Annotated in this window: 15 protein-coding genes, 1 pseudogene and 1 riboswitch; of the genes and pseudogenes, 7 read left to right on the plus strand and 9 right to left on the minus strand. The window is 72.7% G+C overall.

Translation table 11 applies throughout. The annotated features are described in order from the left end of the window. The first annotated feature begins 44 nt into the window (after positions 1-44). The 4 genes from IE251_RS16435 to IE251_RS16450 all read left to right on the plus strand — a co-directional run bounded on the left by IE251_RS16435 (position 45) and on the right by IE251_RS16450 (position 2,911). On the plus strand, positions 45-431 hold the full coding sequence (locus tag IE251_RS16435; RefSeq protein WP_189753714.1) for a nuclear transport factor 2 family protein: 387 nt from the start codon (positions 45-47) through the stop codon (positions 429-431). Between the two features lie 52 nt (positions 432-483). Next, a complete protein-coding gene (locus tag IE251_RS16440; protein WP_189753715.1) occupies positions 484-885 on the plus strand; it encodes an allene oxide cyclase barrel-like domain-containing protein in 402 nt (133 codons plus the stop codon). Between the two features lie 8 nt (positions 886-893). Continuing rightward, positions 894-1,715, plus strand: a complete 822-nt coding sequence (locus IE251_RS16445) for an SDR family NAD(P)-dependent oxidoreductase (protein WP_189753716.1) — start codon at positions 894-896, stop codon at positions 1,713-1,715. An 83-nt stretch (positions 1,716-1,798) separates the two neighbouring features. After that, entirely contained in the window at positions 1,799-2,911 is a 1,113-nt protein-coding gene (locus IE251_RS16450; protein WP_189753717.1) for an NAD(P)-dependent alcohol dehydrogenase, read from the plus strand. A 121-nt stretch (positions 2,912-3,032) separates the two neighbouring features. Here the strand turns inward: IE251_RS16450 and IE251_RS16455 are convergent, their stop codons facing one another. Next, complete coding sequence (locus IE251_RS16455) at positions 3,033-4,286, minus strand: YncE family protein (protein ID WP_189753718.1); 1,254 nt, start codon at positions 4,284-4,286, stop codon at positions 3,033-3,035. A gap of 176 nt (positions 4,287-4,462) precedes the next feature. Here IE251_RS16455 and IE251_RS16460 point away from each other — a divergent pair. Then, positions 4,463-4,894: pseudogene (locus IE251_RS16460) on the plus strand (TetR/AcrR family transcriptional regulator); the annotation flags it as partial. Positions 4,895-5,040: 146 nt separating this feature from the next. After that, the gene (locus IE251_RS16465; protein WP_189753719.1) at positions 5,041-6,066 is read left to right on the plus strand and encodes an alcohol dehydrogenase catalytic domain-containing protein; all 1,026 of its coding nucleotides are present in this window, start codon (positions 5,041-5,043) and stop codon (positions 6,064-6,066) included. Positions 6,067-6,224: 158 nt separating this feature from the next. On the opposite strand, the gene IE251_RS16470 is transcribed toward IE251_RS16465, so the two are convergent. From IE251_RS16470 to IE251_RS16505, 8 genes are all read right to left on the minus strand, one after another. After that, positions 6,225-7,454 (minus strand): glycosyltransferase, encoded by a 1,230-nt coding sequence (locus IE251_RS16470; protein ID WP_189754008.1) that lies wholly within the window; start codon positions 7,452-7,454, stop codon positions 6,225-6,227. A gap of 170 nt (positions 7,455-7,624) precedes the next feature. Next, positions 7,625-8,419, minus strand: a complete 795-nt coding sequence (locus tag IE251_RS16475) for an ABC transporter permease (protein ID WP_189753720.1) — start codon at positions 8,417-8,419, stop codon at positions 7,625-7,627. Beyond that, a complete protein-coding gene (locus tag IE251_RS16480; protein WP_189754009.1) occupies positions 8,416-9,018 on the minus strand; it encodes an ABC transporter ATP-binding protein in 603 nt (200 codons plus the stop codon). The genes IE251_RS16475 and IE251_RS16480 overlap by 4 nt, the downstream gene beginning before the upstream one ends. A gap of 56 nt (positions 9,019-9,074) precedes the next feature. Next, positions 9,075-9,965, minus strand: coding sequence for a somaliensene A/B synthase (gene stsC, locus IE251_RS16485; protein WP_189753721.1), 891 nt, complete (start codon positions 9,963-9,965; stop codon positions 9,075-9,077). Between the two features lie 84 nt (positions 9,966-10,049). After that, positions 10,050-11,117 carry a polyprenyl synthetase family protein gene (locus IE251_RS16490; protein ID WP_189753722.1) on the minus strand — a complete coding sequence of 356 codons (1,068 nt, stop codon included), beginning with the start codon at positions 11,115-11,117 and terminating at the stop codon, positions 10,050-10,052. Positions 11,118-11,146: 29 nt separating this feature from the next. Next, positions 11,147-13,159, minus strand: a complete 2,013-nt coding sequence (gene shc / locus IE251_RS16495; RefSeq protein WP_189753723.1) for a squalene--hopene cyclase — start codon at positions 13,157-13,159, stop codon at positions 11,147-11,149. Between the two features lie 417 nt (positions 13,160-13,576). Continuing rightward, positions 13,577-14,434, minus strand: coding sequence for a bifunctional 5,10-methylenetetrahydrofolate dehydrogenase/5,10-methenyltetrahydrofolate cyclohydrolase (locus IE251_RS16500; RefSeq protein WP_189753724.1), 858 nt, complete (start codon positions 14,432-14,434; stop codon positions 13,577-13,579). 26 nt (positions 14,435-14,460) lie between these two features. Beyond that, a riboswitch (ZMP/ZTP riboswitch) is annotated at positions 14,461-14,541 on the minus strand. 60 nt (positions 14,542-14,601) lie between these two features. Then, positions 14,602-14,967: a nuclear transport factor 2 family protein gene (locus IE251_RS16505; RefSeq protein WP_189753725.1), complete on the minus strand. Its 366-nt coding sequence runs from the start codon at positions 14,965-14,967 to the stop codon at positions 14,602-14,604. Between the two features lie 172 nt (positions 14,968-15,139). Here IE251_RS16505 and IE251_RS16510 point away from each other — a divergent pair, with 172 nt between their 5' ends. Beyond that, the gene (locus tag IE251_RS16510; RefSeq protein WP_189753726.1) at positions 15,140-15,454 is read left to right on the plus strand and encodes a hypothetical protein; all 315 of its coding nucleotides are present in this window, start codon (positions 15,140-15,142) and stop codon (positions 15,452-15,454) included. Positions 15,455-15,573: the final 119 nt, after the last annotated feature.

Genomic DNA, 15,573 nt, shown 5'->3' on the forward strand with positions numbered 1-15,573 from the left:
CCGGTGCGGCAACTCCGTACGACTCCAAGGGAGATGAACCACTCATGACCGACAACACGGGAACCGCCGCAGCGGTGGGCGAGGGCGTGGTCGCCGCCTTCTTCGACGCCTGCGCCCGGGACGCCTTCGACGAGGCGGTCGCCTGCTTCGCCGAGGACGGTGTCTGGATCATGGCCGAGGGGCCCGAGCCCGGCACCACCTACCGGCGGGACCAGATCCGGGACTTCCTGGTCGACCTGGTCAAGAAGCGCGAGGAACTCGCCGACCAGGGGATCGGCCTGGTCTTCGAGCCCGCGGTGGTGGTCGGCGACCGCCAGATCATCGAGTTCACGCTGCGCAACGGCGACGGCGAGGTGATCGACCGTGGCGTGGACCTCTTCACGCTGAAGGACGGCCTGATCCTCGTCAAGGACGTCTTCCGCAAGGCATGACCCCCCCGACATCCGCGTCCCCGACATCCGTGTACAGACAAGGAGTTCGTCCGTGTTCGAGAACCTCAGTGAGCACCTGACCACCTTCGCCAACGACATCGACTTCGAGGAGCCGAAGCCCGGCCAGAGCGGCACCTACGAGTCGGAGCTGCGCGACCCGTCCGGCACCGCGATCGGCACCGTCGAGGGCTCCTACCGGATCGTCACCCGGCGGGAGAGCGACGGCGTCCTGCTCGCCTGCATCAACGAGAAGATCGCGCTCACCGACGGCGTCGTGCACGTCGAAGCCTGGGCGCGCTTCGAGAACCTGATCTCGGGGGAGTGGCTCTACTGCCCGGCCGTCGGGGTGAGCGGACGCTACGCCGGCCGCACCGGGTTCCGGCAGTGGCGCCCGGTGGAGCTGGGCAAGACCGCCGAGGCCAAGCTGGTCTTCTTCACCACCCAGCTCTCCTGACCGGGCCCATGAGCGGGATACTTCCGGAGACGACCGGCGCCGCGCGGTTCGCGGGCCGGGTCGTGCTGATCACCGGCGGGGGCGGCGGAATCGGTTCCGCCGCCGCCCGGCGGTTCACCGCCCGGGGCGCCCGGGTCGTGCTGGCCGACATCGACCGGGCCCGCGGCGATGCCGTCGCCCGGGAGACCGGTGCGCTGTTCGTGCCGACGGACACGTCCGACCTGGCCGACAACGAGAAGTTGGTGCGCGCCGCCGTCGAGCGGTTCGGCGGCGTGGACGTGGTCTGGCTCAACGCCGGTGTGCTGGCCGGGAGTTCGATCGGCGACGGGTTCGACGGCGAGGCCTACCGGCGGCTGTTCGCCAGCAACGTCGACTCGGTGGTGTACGGGGTGCAGGCGGCCCTGCCGGCACTGCGCGAGCGCGGCGGTGGCTCGATCGTGGTCACCGCCAGCACCACCGGGCTCCGCCCGTCGCCCGAGGTGTTCTACTCGGCCTCCAAACACGCGGTGGTCGGCCTGGTCCGCTCGCTGGGGCCCGTGCTGGCCGGGGACGGGATCACCGTCAATGTCCTGTGCCCGGGTGCGGTCGACACCCCGCTGGTCGCCGAACGCCTCGCCGCCTGGCGGGCCGCCGGCGTCGCGGTGGCCACCCCGGACCAGGTGGTCGACGCGATGGAGGAGGTCGTCCGGGACGGAAGGACCGGCCAGGCCTGGGTGGTCGGACCCGACACCGGCGTCACCCCGTTCGCGTTCGCCGACCTGGTCGTCGCCGGCGAGCACCGGCTGCGCTTCGCCGACGGGAAGGTCAGCAGCGTCCCCGACGGCGACTGACCGGACCCGCCCGCGTCACCGGAACGGGACCGGTGACGCGGGACCCCCTGTCACCGTCCCGTCCGACCTCCGAGGAGTACCGCATGCTCTCCGTCAAGGCCGCCGTCGCCCGCAGCAAGGGCGGCCCGTTCTCCGTCGAGGACGTGCTGCTGGCGCCGCCCAGGGCCGATGAGGTACTGGTCCGGCTGGTTGCCACCGGCCTGTGCCACACCGACCTGCTGGCCCTGGACCAGATCCTCCCGCCCGGGCTGCCCGCCGTGCTCGGCCATGAGGGCAGCGGCGTGGTCCAGGCCGTGGGCGAGGCGGTGACCACGCTCGCCCCGGGCGACCCGGTGGTGCTGGCCCCGATGAGCTGCGGCTCGTGCCGACCGTGCCTCACCGGCCACCCCATGCACTGCGCCTCGTTCCTGCCGCTCAACCTGCGCGGCCGGCGGGCGGACGGGTCGACCGCCTACCGGGACGCGGCGGGCGCCGAGATCAGTGGGCACTTCTTCGGCCAGTCCTCCTTCGCCGACCATGTCGTCGCCCACCAGCGCAGCGTGGTGAAGGTGCGCGCCGACGCCCCGCTCGAGCTGCTCGGCCCGCTGGGGTGCGGCCTGCAGACCGGCGCGGGCGCCGTGCTCGGGGTGTTCGCCGCACCGCCCGGCAGCAGCCTCGTGGTGTTCGGCGCCGGGCCGGTCGGACTGGCCGCCGTGATGGCCGCCCGGATCGCCGGCTGCACCCGGATCATCGCGGTCGACCTGCACCGCGGCCGACTCGACCTGGCGCTCGAACTCGGCGCCACCGACGTCCTCGACGGCGGTCAGGACGCGGTGGCCGCCGCCGTGGTCGAACTCAGCGGCGGCGGCGTCGACTTCGCTCTCGACGCCGTCGGCCTCCCGCAGACCGCCCGGGCGGCCGTCGAGTCCCTCACGACCGGCGGCACGGCCGGCATCGTCGGCTCGGCCGGCACCGGCCAGGACCTGTCCGTCGGGCTGGTCCAGATGCTGGGCCGCACGGTGAAGGGCATCCTCCAGGGAGACAGCGTTCCCGCCCTGCTCATCCCCCGGCTGCTGGACTTCTTCATGGCGGGCCGGTTCCCGCTGGACAAGCTGATCCGCCCGTACCCCCTCGCCGACATCAACCAGGCGGTCGCCGACGCGACCGGCGGAACCGCCGTCAAACCGCTCTTGCTGCACCACCACTCGGGAGGCTGACCGGGAAGGCCGTCGGCCGGGAGAGATCCCGGCCGACGGCCTTGTGCGAGGTGGGGCCTTCGCCACCCCGGTGGCCTCCGGGGTGAGTGGGGCACCCCGGAGACCACGGCCTGAGAGGGCGTCAGCTGCCGCCGGGGCCGGTCCAGTCGGCCCGCACATGGCCCAGCCGGACACGCTGCGGGTGGTCGCCGACGGCGATCGACGCCACCTTCCGCCCGGTGGCGAAGTCGATCGCCGTCACCTGGTCGGCGCCGCTCTCGGAGACGACACAGTCCTTGCCGTCCCCGCTGACCGTCGCCCAGTACGGCTTGGCCGCAGGGACCAGCGGTCCCTCCTGGAGCGAGGCCCGGTCCACCACGGTCGCGTAGTCGTCCATGGTGCCCGCCACGCACAGCCCGGTCCCCGCCGGATTCATCGAAATGCCGTGGTGGCGTGAGTCGTTGACCCAGGTGGTGCGGTCCTCGCCGGTCGCCGGGTTCTTCGGCAGCGTCTTCATCCGGGTGATCTTGTCGGTGGTGACGTCGTACTCGAGGAAGCCGTTGAAGAACGACACCTGGAAGTAGAGCTTGGACTCGTCGGGGGAGAACACGGCCGGGCGGACCGCGTCGGAGAAGTCCTTCAGCCCGAACGCGTCCAGCCGCTGCCGCATGTCGATGACCTTGACCTGCCGGAACGTCGTGGCGTCCACGACCGTGATGTGCCGGTCGCCCTTGGTCCAGTCCCAGCCCGGGCCGTCCAGGTCGGTGTTGACGTCGCCGATGGACATGTTCCAGATGTACTTGCCGTCCTTGCTGAAGACGTTCTCGTGCGGCTTGTCGCCGGTCTTGAACGACCCCAGCTGCCGGCCGGTGGCGATGTCCAGCACATGCACGGTGTCGGCGGTGGACGCGGACACCGCCACGCGGGTGCCGTCCGGCGAGACCGCCATGTGGTCGGCGCGGTAACCGGCCACCGGGAAGCGCCAGTTGACCGTCCCGTCGGTCAGGTCGATGGAGACCACGTCCGCGAAGCTCGGCCGGGACACCACCACCGACCGGCCGTCCGGGGTGGAGTACATGTCGTCGGCGAACTGGTCGTGCCCCTCGCCGACGCTGTTGCGGATCGCCTGGAAGTAGATCCACTTGACCGGGTCCGCGTTGATCTCCGCCATCCGCGCGTCCTTGTCCGGGACGACGTCGATCCGGCCGATCTTCGCGTAGTCGCCGGAGGACCGGATGACATCGGCGGTGCCGTCCCAGTTGTTGCCGACGAACAGCACCTCGCGCAGGCCGTCGGGGGCGGCGGAACGCGCGGAGGCGGAGGCCGCCGGCCCGGTGACGGCCAGGGCGAGGGCGACGGCCACGGAGCACAGGTGCCTGGTTCTGGAGGCAGCCATGACGGCTCTCTTTCCTCGGGAAGTCAGGGGGAGTCCGGGGATCTGAACACGGCCGCATCCACAGGGAACTTACTGAAAAGTAAGGAGCGGGCGGCCCTTACGACAAGATGCGTGCACGACAAGATTGAGGGCCGTGAGCGACCACGGACGACCGGCGGGACGACGGACGGGGACACGTTGGCGGCAGGCTCAGGGCGCCGACGGGACGCTACGGCGGCCGGTCCGCCGAGGAACGGCAGGCCGGGGGGCGCCGCCGCTTCCTCGACGCGGCGCTGCGGCTGATCGGCGACACCCCCGGCTACCGCGGCACCACGGTCGCCGCACTCGGCCAGGCCGCCCGCCGGGCCGTCCCGGACGCGCTCGCCGACGCGGACGGACTGCCCCCGGCCGAGCGCGCCACCGCCCTCTGCCGGGCCTGCGCCCGCGCCGTCACCTCCGACCCGCGCCGCGGCCGCATCGCCTTCATGGAGATCATCCGGGTCAGCCCCCGGCTGAAGGAGCAGCGGCCGGCCCGCCGCGCCCGCCGGGTCGACCTGATCCGCGCCGAGGCCGACACGGCCGTGGCCCGCGGGGAGGCGGCGCCGCGCGACTACCGCCTGCCGGGCACGCTCCGGCCGGAGGGCCGGCGCCCCGGAACCCCCTGAGACGGTGACCCGCGCAGGCCGGCGGGGCGCGGCCCGGCTCGGCGCGCGTGATCCGCCCGGAGCTGGTCTGCTGGGGATGAAGGCTGTCGCCCCGATTCCCGGAGAGCGCCATGAGTACCTATCGCGTCGCCCAGGTGACCGAACCCAACGGCACCTTCGAACTCGCCGAGCGGGAGATCCGGCCGCCGGGACCCGGTCAGGTGCGGATCGCCGTGGAGGCGTGCGGGGTCTGCCACAGCGACGCGCTGTTCGTCGGCGGCGGACTGCCGGGCGTGACCTTCCCGGAGGTCCCCGGGCACGAGATCGCCGGGCGGATCGAGGAACTGGGAGAGGGCACCGAAGAGCGCGGCTGGAGCGTCGGCGACCGGGTGGCCGTCGGCTGGTTCGGCGGCGCCTGCGGGCACTGCCCGTCCTGCCGCCGGGGCGACTTCATCGTGTGCGCCGCCCTGAAGGTCCCCGGCTGGGCCTACGACGGCGGCTTCGGCGAGCGGACGACCGTACCCGTAGACGCCCTGGCCAGGATCCCTGACGCGCTCTCGGCGGCCGACGCCGGGCCCCTGGCCTGCGCGGGCGTGACCACGTACAACGGGCTGCGGCGCGGTCCGGCCGAGCCGGGCGACCTGGTCGCGGTGCTCGGCCTCGGGGGCCTCGGCCACCTCGGCGTGCAGTACGCGGTGGCGATGGGCTTCGAGACCGTGGCGATCGCGCGGGGCGCCGAGAAGGCCGATTTCGCCAAGCGGCTCGGCGCCCACCACTACGTCGACAGCAGGGCATCGACCCCGGTGGCCGAGGCACTGGCCGCCCTCGGCGGGGCGAAGGCCGTCCTGGCCACCGCCGGCAGCTCCGAGGCCATCACCGCGACCGTGGACGGCCTGGCCCCGCGCGGCGAACTGACCGTCATCGGCGCCACGCCCGAGCCGCTGGGCATCAGCCCGGTGCAACTGATCATGAGCGGCCGGGTGGTCCGCGGGCACCCCTCCGGCACCGCGCGGGACATCGAGGACACCATGGCCTTCAGCGCCCTGCACGGCATCCGCCCGATGACCGAGACGGTGCCGCTGGAACGGGCGGGGGAGGCGTACGACAAGATGCTGGCCGGCGCGGCACGCTTCCGCATGGTGCTGACCACCGGCTGACGCCCGGGGTGGCCCGGGCCCAGGGGGCGGCTCCTCCCATGCTCCGGGCCCGGTCGGCGGGAACGGGCGGCATCGTGCTCGTCCGGGAGCCGGAAAGCCCAGGTGCCGGTGTGCCGTCGGGCACGGCCGGGTACGGCGCCGAGGGCGGTGGGTCCGGGTCAGCCGGCGAGCCGGTCCAGGGCGGTCAGTACCGGCGCGGTGCCGTCCTCGCCGCGGACCCGGGCGCCCAGGGCCCCGGCGCGCCGTCGGTACGCCGGGTCCCGGGTGGCCCGTACCAGTGCCGTGGCCAGCGCGTCCACGGTCAGCCGGCGCAGCGGTACGACGGCCGGGGCGACCCCCAGCGCGACCAGCCGGGTGGACCAGAAACCCGCGTCGAACTGCACCGGCACCGGCACCGCCGGCACCCCGGCGCGCAGCCCCGCCGCCGTGGTGCCCGCGCCCGCGTGATGGACCACGGCGGCCATCCTCGGAAAGAGCAGCGAGTGCGGCACCTCGCCGATGGTCAGCATGTCGTCCCCGTCGGCCGCGAGCCCGCCCCAGCCGCGCTGGATCACCCCGCGCAGCCCGGCCCGCCGCAGCGCCGCCACCACCCGCGCACTCAGCCGCCCGGCGTCCGGCACGGTGGCGCTGCCCAGCCCGACGAAGACCGGCGGCGGTCCCGCGTCCACGAACTCCTCCACCTCATCGGGAAGCCGGTTCTCGGTGTCGTACGGCCACCAGTAGCCGCCCACCTCCAGTCCCGCCCGCCAGTCGGCGGGCCGGGGCACCACCAGGGGGCTGAAACCGTGGTGCACCGGCCAGCGCCGCCGCTCCCGGGCCCGTAGGGCCGCCGTGGCGCCCAGCGGGGGCAGGCCGAGCCGCTCGCGCAGCGCCGGCACGGCACCGGAGAAGACATGCTCCACGGCCAGACTCACGCCCTGCCCGGCGAACCGGTTCACCGGCCCGCCCCAGGAGCCGCCGCCGAGCACCGGCGGGGCGAACTCCCGGGTGGCGGCAAGGGGTTGGAGATACACGCCCAGGCTCGGCAGCCGCAGCCCCTCGGCGATCGTGTGGCCGAGCGGGGCCACCGAGGCGGACAGCAGCAGCACCTCGCTGTCCCGGGCCGCGTCCAGCAGGTCCTCGGTCATCCGCCCCACCAGGCGCCGCGCCAGATCCACCACCCGCACCAGCTTTCCGGCCCCGCTGGCGCTGCGGTGCAGGCCCCGGCCGCGCGGTGACCGGAGTTCCGCCAGCGGATCCACCGGCAGCGTGTGGAACCGCACCCCCGACCCCGCCACCAGCGGTGCGAAGCGGCCGTGGGTGACCAGCGTGACCTCGTGCCCGGCCAGCGCCAGCCGGTGCCCGAGCCCGGTGTAGGGGGCGGCGTCGCCCCGGGAACCCGCCGTCATGATCGCAACGCGCACGTCGGCCAGTATGGCCGCTCCCGTGCCCGAGGCGCCCGCGCGTCGGCGCGATTGTCCGGTACGCGTGTGCCGGGCGCGCGTGGAGGCACCCGGCGCGCGTCGGCGAACTCGTGCCGACGTCCCGGCTGTTGGCGTCCGGCTTCCACCGCCCGTGGTCATGTGTGCGGTGTTCCGGCAAGCATCTCGGGGGCGATCCGGCAGTGCGGGCGGGTGCGCACATGGAAGGCGAGCAGGGCCAGGGCGCTGGTCGCGGCGGACCAGGCGAGCGACAGCAGCCCGTGGGACCAGGGGGTGGAGGACGTGAAGGCCGCGGCCAGCGCAAACTGGCACGCGCCGTATAGGGGGAGCGCGCTCAGGCCGGTGAGGTCGGCGACGTTCAGGACCGGGTTCTGCAGACCGGTGTCGACCAGGCTGAGCATGATGACGAGAAAGAAGCCCTCCAGCTCGCCGCGTACCAATGAGCCGAGCAGGAGACCGATTCCGCCGTAGGCGAGACCGGCGCTGAACACCGCGAGGGCCAGCGGGCCCAGCCGGCCGACCGGCAGCGAGACGGCGAGCACGGCCATGGTGTACACGGCGATGAGAGCGGTGACCAGGGCGACCGCGGTGACCTTGGCGAGCAGCATCCGGAGCTTCGGGTAGCCCGCCAGCACCAGTCGGCGGTCCGTCTCCCCGGCCTTGAAGGTCTCCATGAACATCGAGAAACCCGTGACCAGGGTGACGGCGGCGAGGGCGTTCACCACTTGACTGACATGGTTCGCCGGCGCGAGGACGTCGGTGCCCGCGGACTCCAGGGAGAACCGCAGCGTCCGGTCCGGCGCGCACAGACGCGCCACCATGATCCAGGCGGGGATGAAGACGACCGCCAGGAGCACTGCCATGCGGCTGCGCAGGTGACCGAGGAGAGTGCAGCGCAGCATCTCGGTGTAGGCCGAGGGCCGGTACGTCATCGGGTGGTTCTCTCCATGTCCAGACGGCCGTCGCGCAGGTGCCCGACCGCGTCGAAGTGATGCAGATCGTGCAGCAGGTGCGAGACCACGACGATCGACCTGCCCTGGTCGCGCAGCCGGGCGGCGAGCGACCAGAAACGCTGGTGGGTGTCCCAGTCGAACCCCTGGTAGGGCTCGTCGAGCACCAGGAGCTGTGGATCGTGCATGAGGGCGAGCAGGAGGTTCAGCTTCTGCCGTGTGCCTCCGCTGAGTTCCCCGGCGCGCTGCCGGCCGGAGTCGGTGAACGCCAGGAGGTCCATCAGCTCGTGGGCTCGTGCGAGGGTCGGCAGCCGGTAGGCCGCCTGGAAGAGGCGGAGGTGCTGCATGACGGTGAACGAGTCGTTCAGCACGGCGTGCTGCGGGCAGTACCCCGCCTTGCCGGTGCGCTCCACCGTGCCCCGGTCGGGCGCCAGGTGTCCCATGGCGATCCGGAGCAGTGTGCTCTTGCCGGCGCCGTTCTCGCCGACGACACCGACCAGTGTCCCGGCGGGCACGTCGAGGTCGGCACCGCGCAGGAGCTGTCTGCGGCCGTAGGCCTTCCAGACGCCACTGATGCGCAGGCGCGGCTGCCGGCACACGTGCTGCGCGGCCTCTGCGGTCACGTCGGGGCCTTTCGTCAGCGAAGTGTGTAGACGGAGGCGGCCAGGGCGAGGGTGTACCACTGTTCCACCAAGCGGTAGCTGCGCTGGTCCTGTTCCCGGCCCCGCGCCAGCAGCACCCGGACGGAGAGCAGCAGGCTCCAAGCGCACAGGACGACGTCCGTGGCGATGATCCACCAGTGGGGGCCTGCGGGCTCCATGAGGAAGTGGTGGATGGCCAGGGGACCGACGGCGAAGCCGGCGCACAGGAAGACCCGGGTGGGCCGCTCGCCGAAGACCAGCGGCATGGTGGAGCGGTGGACCGCGCGGTCGCCGGTGATGTCGCGGAGGTCCTGGACGGACATCAGAAGCGTCACGGTGATCGCGAGCGTCACGATCCAGCGCCAGGCGTCCGGCGACATGGCGGTGACCATCTCCCAGGCGGCGGCCAGCTGGGCGACGACTCCGACGCCGGCGTAGAGGTTCCTGCCCAGCCAGTGCCGGCCCCAGCGGTACTCGTGCTGGAGCAGGGAGAGGATCTGCCACATCAGGGCCCACTCCAGGACGCCCAGGCAGTACCCGTACACGGGGAACAGGACCCGGACGGCGTTCAGGCGCAGCCGGGCACCCCGGATGCTGCTCCGGCCGGTGACCAGCGGGCGGAACGGCTTGTTGACGCGGTCCTCCTCGACGCCGACGAGCTGGTTGGCCAGGGTGTGTTCGTAGACGAACAGCCAGAAGTACAGCGCACCGGAGACCAGGGCGATCGCGGCTTCGGACGGGGGCAGCCGGGCGTGGACGACGGCCGCCGTCACGAAGCAGGTGGCGGGGAAGACGGTGGTCCAGCGGTCGGCGCTGATGAACAGCCAGCTCAAGCGGATTTCGTGCCAGGCGGTCTGGAGGACCGCCGCGGGCGCGGTCGTGGTCATCACTGTGGGTCCCTACCTCCCTGGTGGGCCGGGCCGGTGGGCGGCCGGGGCGTCTCCTGGTGCCGGCCGGCGGCCGGTCCGGCGTCACGCCGTGCGGTGCACGACGGCCTCCGCGACGTCCCTCAGCGTGCGGACGGCGCGGGCCGGGAAGGGGGCCAGGGCCAGGGAGTCCAGGGCCTGCCGGTACCTCTCCTCGATCATCCGCTCGACCGCCCGCCGGGCTCCCGTGCTGGTGAGGATGGAGCAGATCTCCGCGGCTTCCTGCTCCCCGAGGTCGGGGTCGCCGATCAGCGTGTGCAGCCGGTCGGCCTGCGCCGGTCCGCAGGCCCGCAGCGCGTGGACGACCAGGCTGGTGCACTTGCCCTCGCGCAGATCGTCCAGGCGGGATTTGCCCGTCCGGTCCGGGTCCCCGAACACCCCGAGGATGTCGTCCCTGAGCTGGAATGCCTCCCCGAGGGGGATCCCGTAGGCGCTGCAGGCGTTCATGACCTCCGGACCGGCACCGGCGAGGGCCGCCCCCACCTGGAGGGGGCGCTCGATGGTGTACTTGGCGGTCTTGTAGCGGATGACGCTCAGCAGCGTCTCGACACTCGCGTGGAGTCTGCCGGTGGTCAGCAGGTCCAGGTGCTGGCCGGCGATCAGTTCGCTGCGCGCCAGGTCGACGCAGCGCAGCACCCTGGCCCGGTGGGCGTCGGGCATGGGCGTGGTGTGCAGCAACTCGTCCGACCAGACCAGGGCGAGGTCACCGAGGAGGATCGCTCCGCCGGTCCCGTACTGCTGCGCGAGCCGCGGCACATGGTGCCGGTCGGCCAGCGCCCGGTGGACCGTGGGGCGCCCGCGGCGGCTGTCGGACGCGTCCATGATGTCGTCGTGGATGAGCGCGCAGGTGTGGGCCAGCTCGATGGACGCGGCCAGCCTGACGGCCTGCGTGATGTCGCCCTGTCCGCCTGCCGCGATCCATCCGGTCACGCACAGCAGCGGACGCACCCGCTTCCCCCCGGACATGAAGTCGCGCAGCACCAGGATGAGCGCCGACTGGCCGGGCACGGGAGCCGTCCGTGCCTTCTCCGTCAGGAACTCGAACAGAAGATCGTCGATCGCGGTGCGTGGCGCGAAGAAGTCGGACTCCACCGCCAGTGTCTCAGCAGTCATCGCAAGGGCGCCTTTCAGAGGGAGGCCGGTCATCGGTCCGGCTCCGTCGCTTCGTTCCGTTGCCGGCCCACCGATACGTCGCCCGTGCGCCGGACGTAACGGCCCAGCGCCATCAGGGGGAAGACGTGCCCGTAGTACCCGTAGTGCGCGGCCACGGCCCGGGGCACGAGTGTCCCGGTGTACTGCGGCTCCTCCCAGGTGCCGTCCTCCGTCTGCCGCTCGGTCAGCCAGCGCACCCCGTCCCGCACCACGGTGCTGTCGCGCTCTCCGGCCGCGAGCAGTCCGAGCAGCGCCCAGGCGGTCTGTGAAGGGGTGGACGGGCCACGGCCGGCGCGGGCCGGATCCGCGTACGACTCCCAGCTCTCGCCCCAGCCGCCGTCCGCGTTCTGAACCGACGTCAGCCAGGCGACGGCGCGCCGGACGGCGGCGTGGCCGCGGGGAACGCCGGCGGCGACGAGAGCGGGAAGGACACTTCCCGTGCCGTAGACGTAGTTCACCCCCCAGCGTCCGTACCACGCGCCGTTGGCCTCCTGCTGCCCGAGCAGCCAGCGGACGGCACGGCGGGTACGGGGGTCGTGTGCCCTTCCCAGCGCGGCCAGCATCTCCACCACGTGGGCGGTGATGTCCGCGGTGGGCGGGTCGGTGCAGAACTCACCGAAGTCGAAGAACGGGAGTTTGGCGGGGAGGGTACTGGTGTTGTCCACGTCGAAGGCCGCCCATCCGCCGTCGCGGCTCTGCATCCCGAGACACCACCGCACCGCCCTGGCCAGCGCGTCGTCGACGCGGGTCGGATCGGGGTGGTTCACGCGGTGCAGGGCGAGCGCCACCTCGCTGGTGTCGTCGTTGTCCGGGTAGGTTCGATTGTGGAACTGGAAGGCCCAGCCGCCGGGAGACAGCCGGGGCCGCCGCGCGGCCCAGTCGCCGGGCCGGTCGGCCTGCCGGGTGAGCAGCCAGTCGGCGGCTTCGACCAGCGCGGGATGACCGGGCGCCAGGCCGGCGTCGAGGAGCGCGGTGGCGGACAGGCAGGTGTCCCATACCGGGCTGTGGACGGTGTGCAGTGCCCGCACGCCGTCCTCCGGCCACGCGCCGCAGTCCTCCAGGAAGCCCCAGGCGGCCTTGAGCACCGGATGGTCCGAGGGGTAGCCGTGCAGGTGCAGGGCGAGGACGACCCATGTGGTCATGGGGGTGCACGCCCCCCAGCTGCCGTCCTCTTCCTGACGCTCCAGGAGCCAGCGGACGCAGGCGTTCGCGGCGGCCTCGCGCACCGGGCGGGGGATGCCCTTGGAGCACACGCGCACCGTGGCGTTCAGACGCCGGAAGAGCTTCTCCCGGCCGTTGTCCGGTGCCGGCGCGCCCGCGGAGCTGCCGGGCGGAGCGAAGAGCTCGTCGATGGCGAAGGGAGCCGGCCGCACAGGGCGATGTGTGCTGATGACGCTGATGGCCACCAGCGCCACGCGCATGACGGAGCTGAACGAGTAGATGTTCAGCGGCGCCCACTTGGGCAGGGCGATGATCTCCGGTGGGACCTCGGGCAGATCGTCCCAGCTCCACCAGCCGAGCAGGGCGAGCCATACCCGCGCCGTCAGCTGGGCGGCCGCCGCACCGCCCCGCTCGCGTACCCACGCCGCGCACCGGAGCATGTGCTCCTCGTCCGGGCCGTCCCCGGCGAGCCGGAGAGCGACGTACGCCTGGACCGTGGTTCCCAGATGCCCCTCGCCCTCGAAGACGAGGGGCCAGGAACCGTCCGCGCTCTGCTGCGAGCGGATCCATCGCGCGCTCGCCTTGGCCAGACGTTCGTCCAGCACTCCGAGCAAGTGGCGCAGGAAGAGGTCGTGGGCGTCATAACCGACGTCCGTCGTGAACCGGCCTTTCCACCATCCCCCGGCGTCCTGCCGGGCCAGCAGGTGGTTCGCGGCCCGCACCACCGCACCGCGGGCCGCCTCCTCCGCCGGGCCGGACGCGGGGAAGTCGAACGTCACCCCGGCGTCACCCGCGACGACAGGGCCTTTCGCGTGCGGCACACCGCCAGCCGACATCGTCATGGCACTCCTAGACCACCGAATCCGTGAATGCCCCGCGTTTCGCAGATGATCTGAATTCCACGACGGTTACGGTCGCTGAACCACCGAGTCGTCGTCTCGCCGGGGCGGCATCGATCCTTCCGGATCTTTTCGGCCACCACATCCTGCATTCGAGTGCACGGCACGGGCGTGAAGGGTCACGCCGTCCGCCACCGGATGCGCCGTCGCACGTTGCGCCCCGACCACGCCTCCTTCGACTCCGCCGGCCCCGACATGCCCCGCCCGCGCCTGCCGGGGGCCGGACCGGCAACGCGGTGGTGGGGACACGAGGGCCTCCTGAGCACCGGTCGTGGATGCCGCGATCCACACCGGACCCAGGAGGCCCTCACCCGTTCAAGTCCCCGGCGCGCCTGTGGCCGGCGTCCCGGGACGGCGGACTCAGACGCCGAGCTGCCGGCCCGCCGCGGTCACCGTCTGTTCCAGCAGTGTGGCGATCGTCATCGGGCCCACCCCGCCCGGTACCGGCGTGATCAGCGAGGCGCGTTCCACGGCCGAGTCGAAGTCGACGTCGCCCACGTTCCCCGGGTTGTAGCCCGCGTCGATCACGACCGCGCCCGGCTTGATGTCCTGCCCGCGGATCAGCCGCGGCCGGCCCACCGCGGCCACCACGATGTCGGCCTCGCGGACCGCCGCCGACAGGTCCCGGGTGCGCGAGTGGCAGTACGTCACGGTCGCGTCCCGCGCCAGCAGCAGCATGCCCACCGGCTTGCCGAGGATCGCGCTGCGGCCCACCACCACGGCCCGCTTCCCGGCCGGGTCGACGCCGTACTCGTCCAGCAGCCGCACGATGCCGCCCGGCGTGCAGGAGACGAAGCCCGGCAGCCCGAAGCTCATCGTGGCGAACGAGGCGAAGGTGACACCGTCCACGTCCTTCTCCGGCGCGATCGCCTCGAACGCGGCCCGCTCGTCGATGTGGTCGCCCACCGGGTGCTGGAGCAGAATTCCGTGCACCCCCGGGTCGGCCGACAACTCCCGCAGCGTGCGGACGAGTTCGTCCGTCGTGGTGGTGGCCGCGAGGGCGACGTGCCGGGAGGTGATGCCGGCCTTGCGGCAGCGGTTCTGCTTCATGCGGACGTAGGTCACCGACGCCGGGTCCTCGCCGACCAGCACGGTCGCCAGACACGGCGCGGTGCCGGTGCGGTCGGTGAGCTCGGCGGCCCGCCGCGCGGTGTCCTCCACGATGCGGCGGGCGAGCGCGGTGCCGTCCATCAGACGGGCGGCCTGGGTCTGGGTCATGCTGCACACTCCTGGAGCGGATCGACTCTTCTCGCCCAGGCGCGCGGCTGACCTCACGGGCCGCTCCCCGGTGGTTCTCCACCTCAGCGCCAGTCACGGCCCGCGTACAGCGTAACCGAGCGTGCGTACGACCTTCGGACCACCTTTCCTCCGCCGCCGGGCCGGGCCTACTCGTCCCACACCTGGACGATCAGCTGATCGGCGATCTTGCCGTCCCGCAGGGTGAGCATCGACTCGGCCAGGACCCGGGTGCCGTCCGCGTACTCGCAGGACTCGCTGTAGGCGGCGTGGTCGCCCTGGATCACGCACTGCTCCAGCTTGTGCGTCATGTCGCGGCGGTAGACGTCGTCCAGCAACTCGGCGATCTCGACCCGGCCGTGCAGCTCCGTGGGACGACTGGGCTGGTGGACACGGTCGACGATGCGGATCCGAGCGTCGTCCGCGTACAGCGACAGAAGGGTGTTGCCGGTGTTGCCCTCTATGCCCCGGCGCAGTGTCCCGGCGTCGAAAGCGGAGCCCGTCGCGCTGCCCATGGTGACCTCCTTCAGGCGCCCGCGGCCCGCCGTGAGCGGACCGCCACGGGTCCCCCTGACGAGACTCCTCCGCCCCGGCGGCCCCGGCAAGCGCGGCCGCCGCGGTCCGCCTCACGGGTGAGCCCGCCCCGCCACCCGTGTCCGGTCGGCGCACCGGGCCGTTGCTGAGGGCATGATCTCAACACGTCGCATCGCCGCCGCCGTCGGTCTGGCCGCCGGGATCGCCGGCATCGCCGCACCCCAGGCGGACGCGGCGGGCACCGGCGCCCCCGTCGTCGGAAAGCTCGCCGCGCTCTCCACGCTGGACTCGCTCACCGCCGGTGACCTCCCGGCCCCGCACCGCGACCGGGTGCCGAAGGTCAGCCAGCAGGTGGGGGAGCTGAAGCACCTGCGCGAACTGAACCAGCTGCGCCAGCTGGAGCAGGTCATCGCCCCGGCGGCACCCCTGCTCGGCCTGGTGAACGCCGTCCCCGTCCGCCTGCGCTGACCCCCGCCCCGCGCCGCGGCCGACGGCGGCCGGAAAGATCCGCGATCATGTACGTGATCCTTCCCGCTGCCGACCGGTCGCGTCGTAGGGTCGTCGGCGAAGGCATTCGATGAAGGGAC

The organism is Streptomyces eurythermus (genome assembly GCF_014649115.1).
Classification (GTDB): domain Bacteria; phylum Actinomycetota; class Actinomycetes; order Streptomycetales; family Streptomycetaceae; genus Streptomyces; species Streptomyces eurythermus.

What these genes read in the sequence shown, in the direction of transcription:
- IE251_RS16435 (WP_189753714.1), top strand. Translation starts at nt 45, where the DNA reads ATGACCGACAACACGGGAACCGCCGCAGCGGTGGGCGAGGGCGTGGTC.
- IE251_RS16445 (WP_189753716.1), top strand. Translation starts at nt 894, where the DNA reads ATGAGCGGGATACTTCCGGAGACGACCGGCGCCGCGCGGTTCGCGGGC.
- IE251_RS16450 (WP_189753717.1), top strand. Translation starts at nt 1,799, where the DNA reads ATGCTCTCCGTCAAGGCCGCCGTCGCCCGCAGCAAGGGCGGCCCGTTC.
- IE251_RS16455 (WP_189753718.1), bottom strand. Translation starts at nt 4,286, where the DNA reads ATGGCTGCCTCCAGAACCAGGCACCTGTGCTCCGTGGCCGTCGCCCTC.
- IE251_RS16465 (WP_189753719.1), top strand. Translation starts at nt 5,041, where the DNA reads ATGAGTACCTATCGCGTCGCCCAGGTGACCGAACCCAACGGCACCTTC.
- IE251_RS16470 (WP_189754008.1), bottom strand. Translation starts at nt 7,454, where the DNA reads ATGACGGCGGGTTCCCGGGGCGACGCCGCCCCCTACACCGGGCTCGGG.
- IE251_RS16475 (WP_189753720.1), bottom strand. Translation starts at nt 8,419, where the DNA reads ATGACGTACCGGCCCTCGGCCTACACCGAGATGCTGCGCTGCACTCTC.
- stsC (WP_189753721.1), bottom strand. Translation starts at nt 9,965, where the DNA reads ATGACCACGACCGCGCCCGCGGCGGTCCTCCAGACCGCCTGGCACGAA.
- IE251_RS16490 (WP_189753722.1), bottom strand. Translation starts at nt 11,117, where the DNA reads ATGACTGCTGAGACACTGGCGGTGGAGTCCGACTTCTTCGCGCCACGC.
- shc (WP_189753723.1), bottom strand. Translation starts at nt 13,159, where the DNA reads ATGACGATGTCGGCTGGCGGTGTGCCGCACGCGAAAGGCCCTGTCGTC.
- IE251_RS16500 (WP_189753724.1), bottom strand. Translation starts at nt 14,434, where the DNA reads ATGACCCAGACCCAGGCCGCCCGTCTGATGGACGGCACCGCGCTCGCC.
- IE251_RS16505 (WP_189753725.1), bottom strand. Translation starts at nt 14,967, where the DNA reads ATGGGCAGCGCGACGGGCTCCGCTTTCGACGCCGGGACACTGCGCCGG.
- IE251_RS16510 (WP_189753726.1), top strand. Translation starts at nt 15,140, where the DNA reads ATGATCTCAACACGTCGCATCGCCGCCGCCGTCGGTCTGGCCGCCGGG.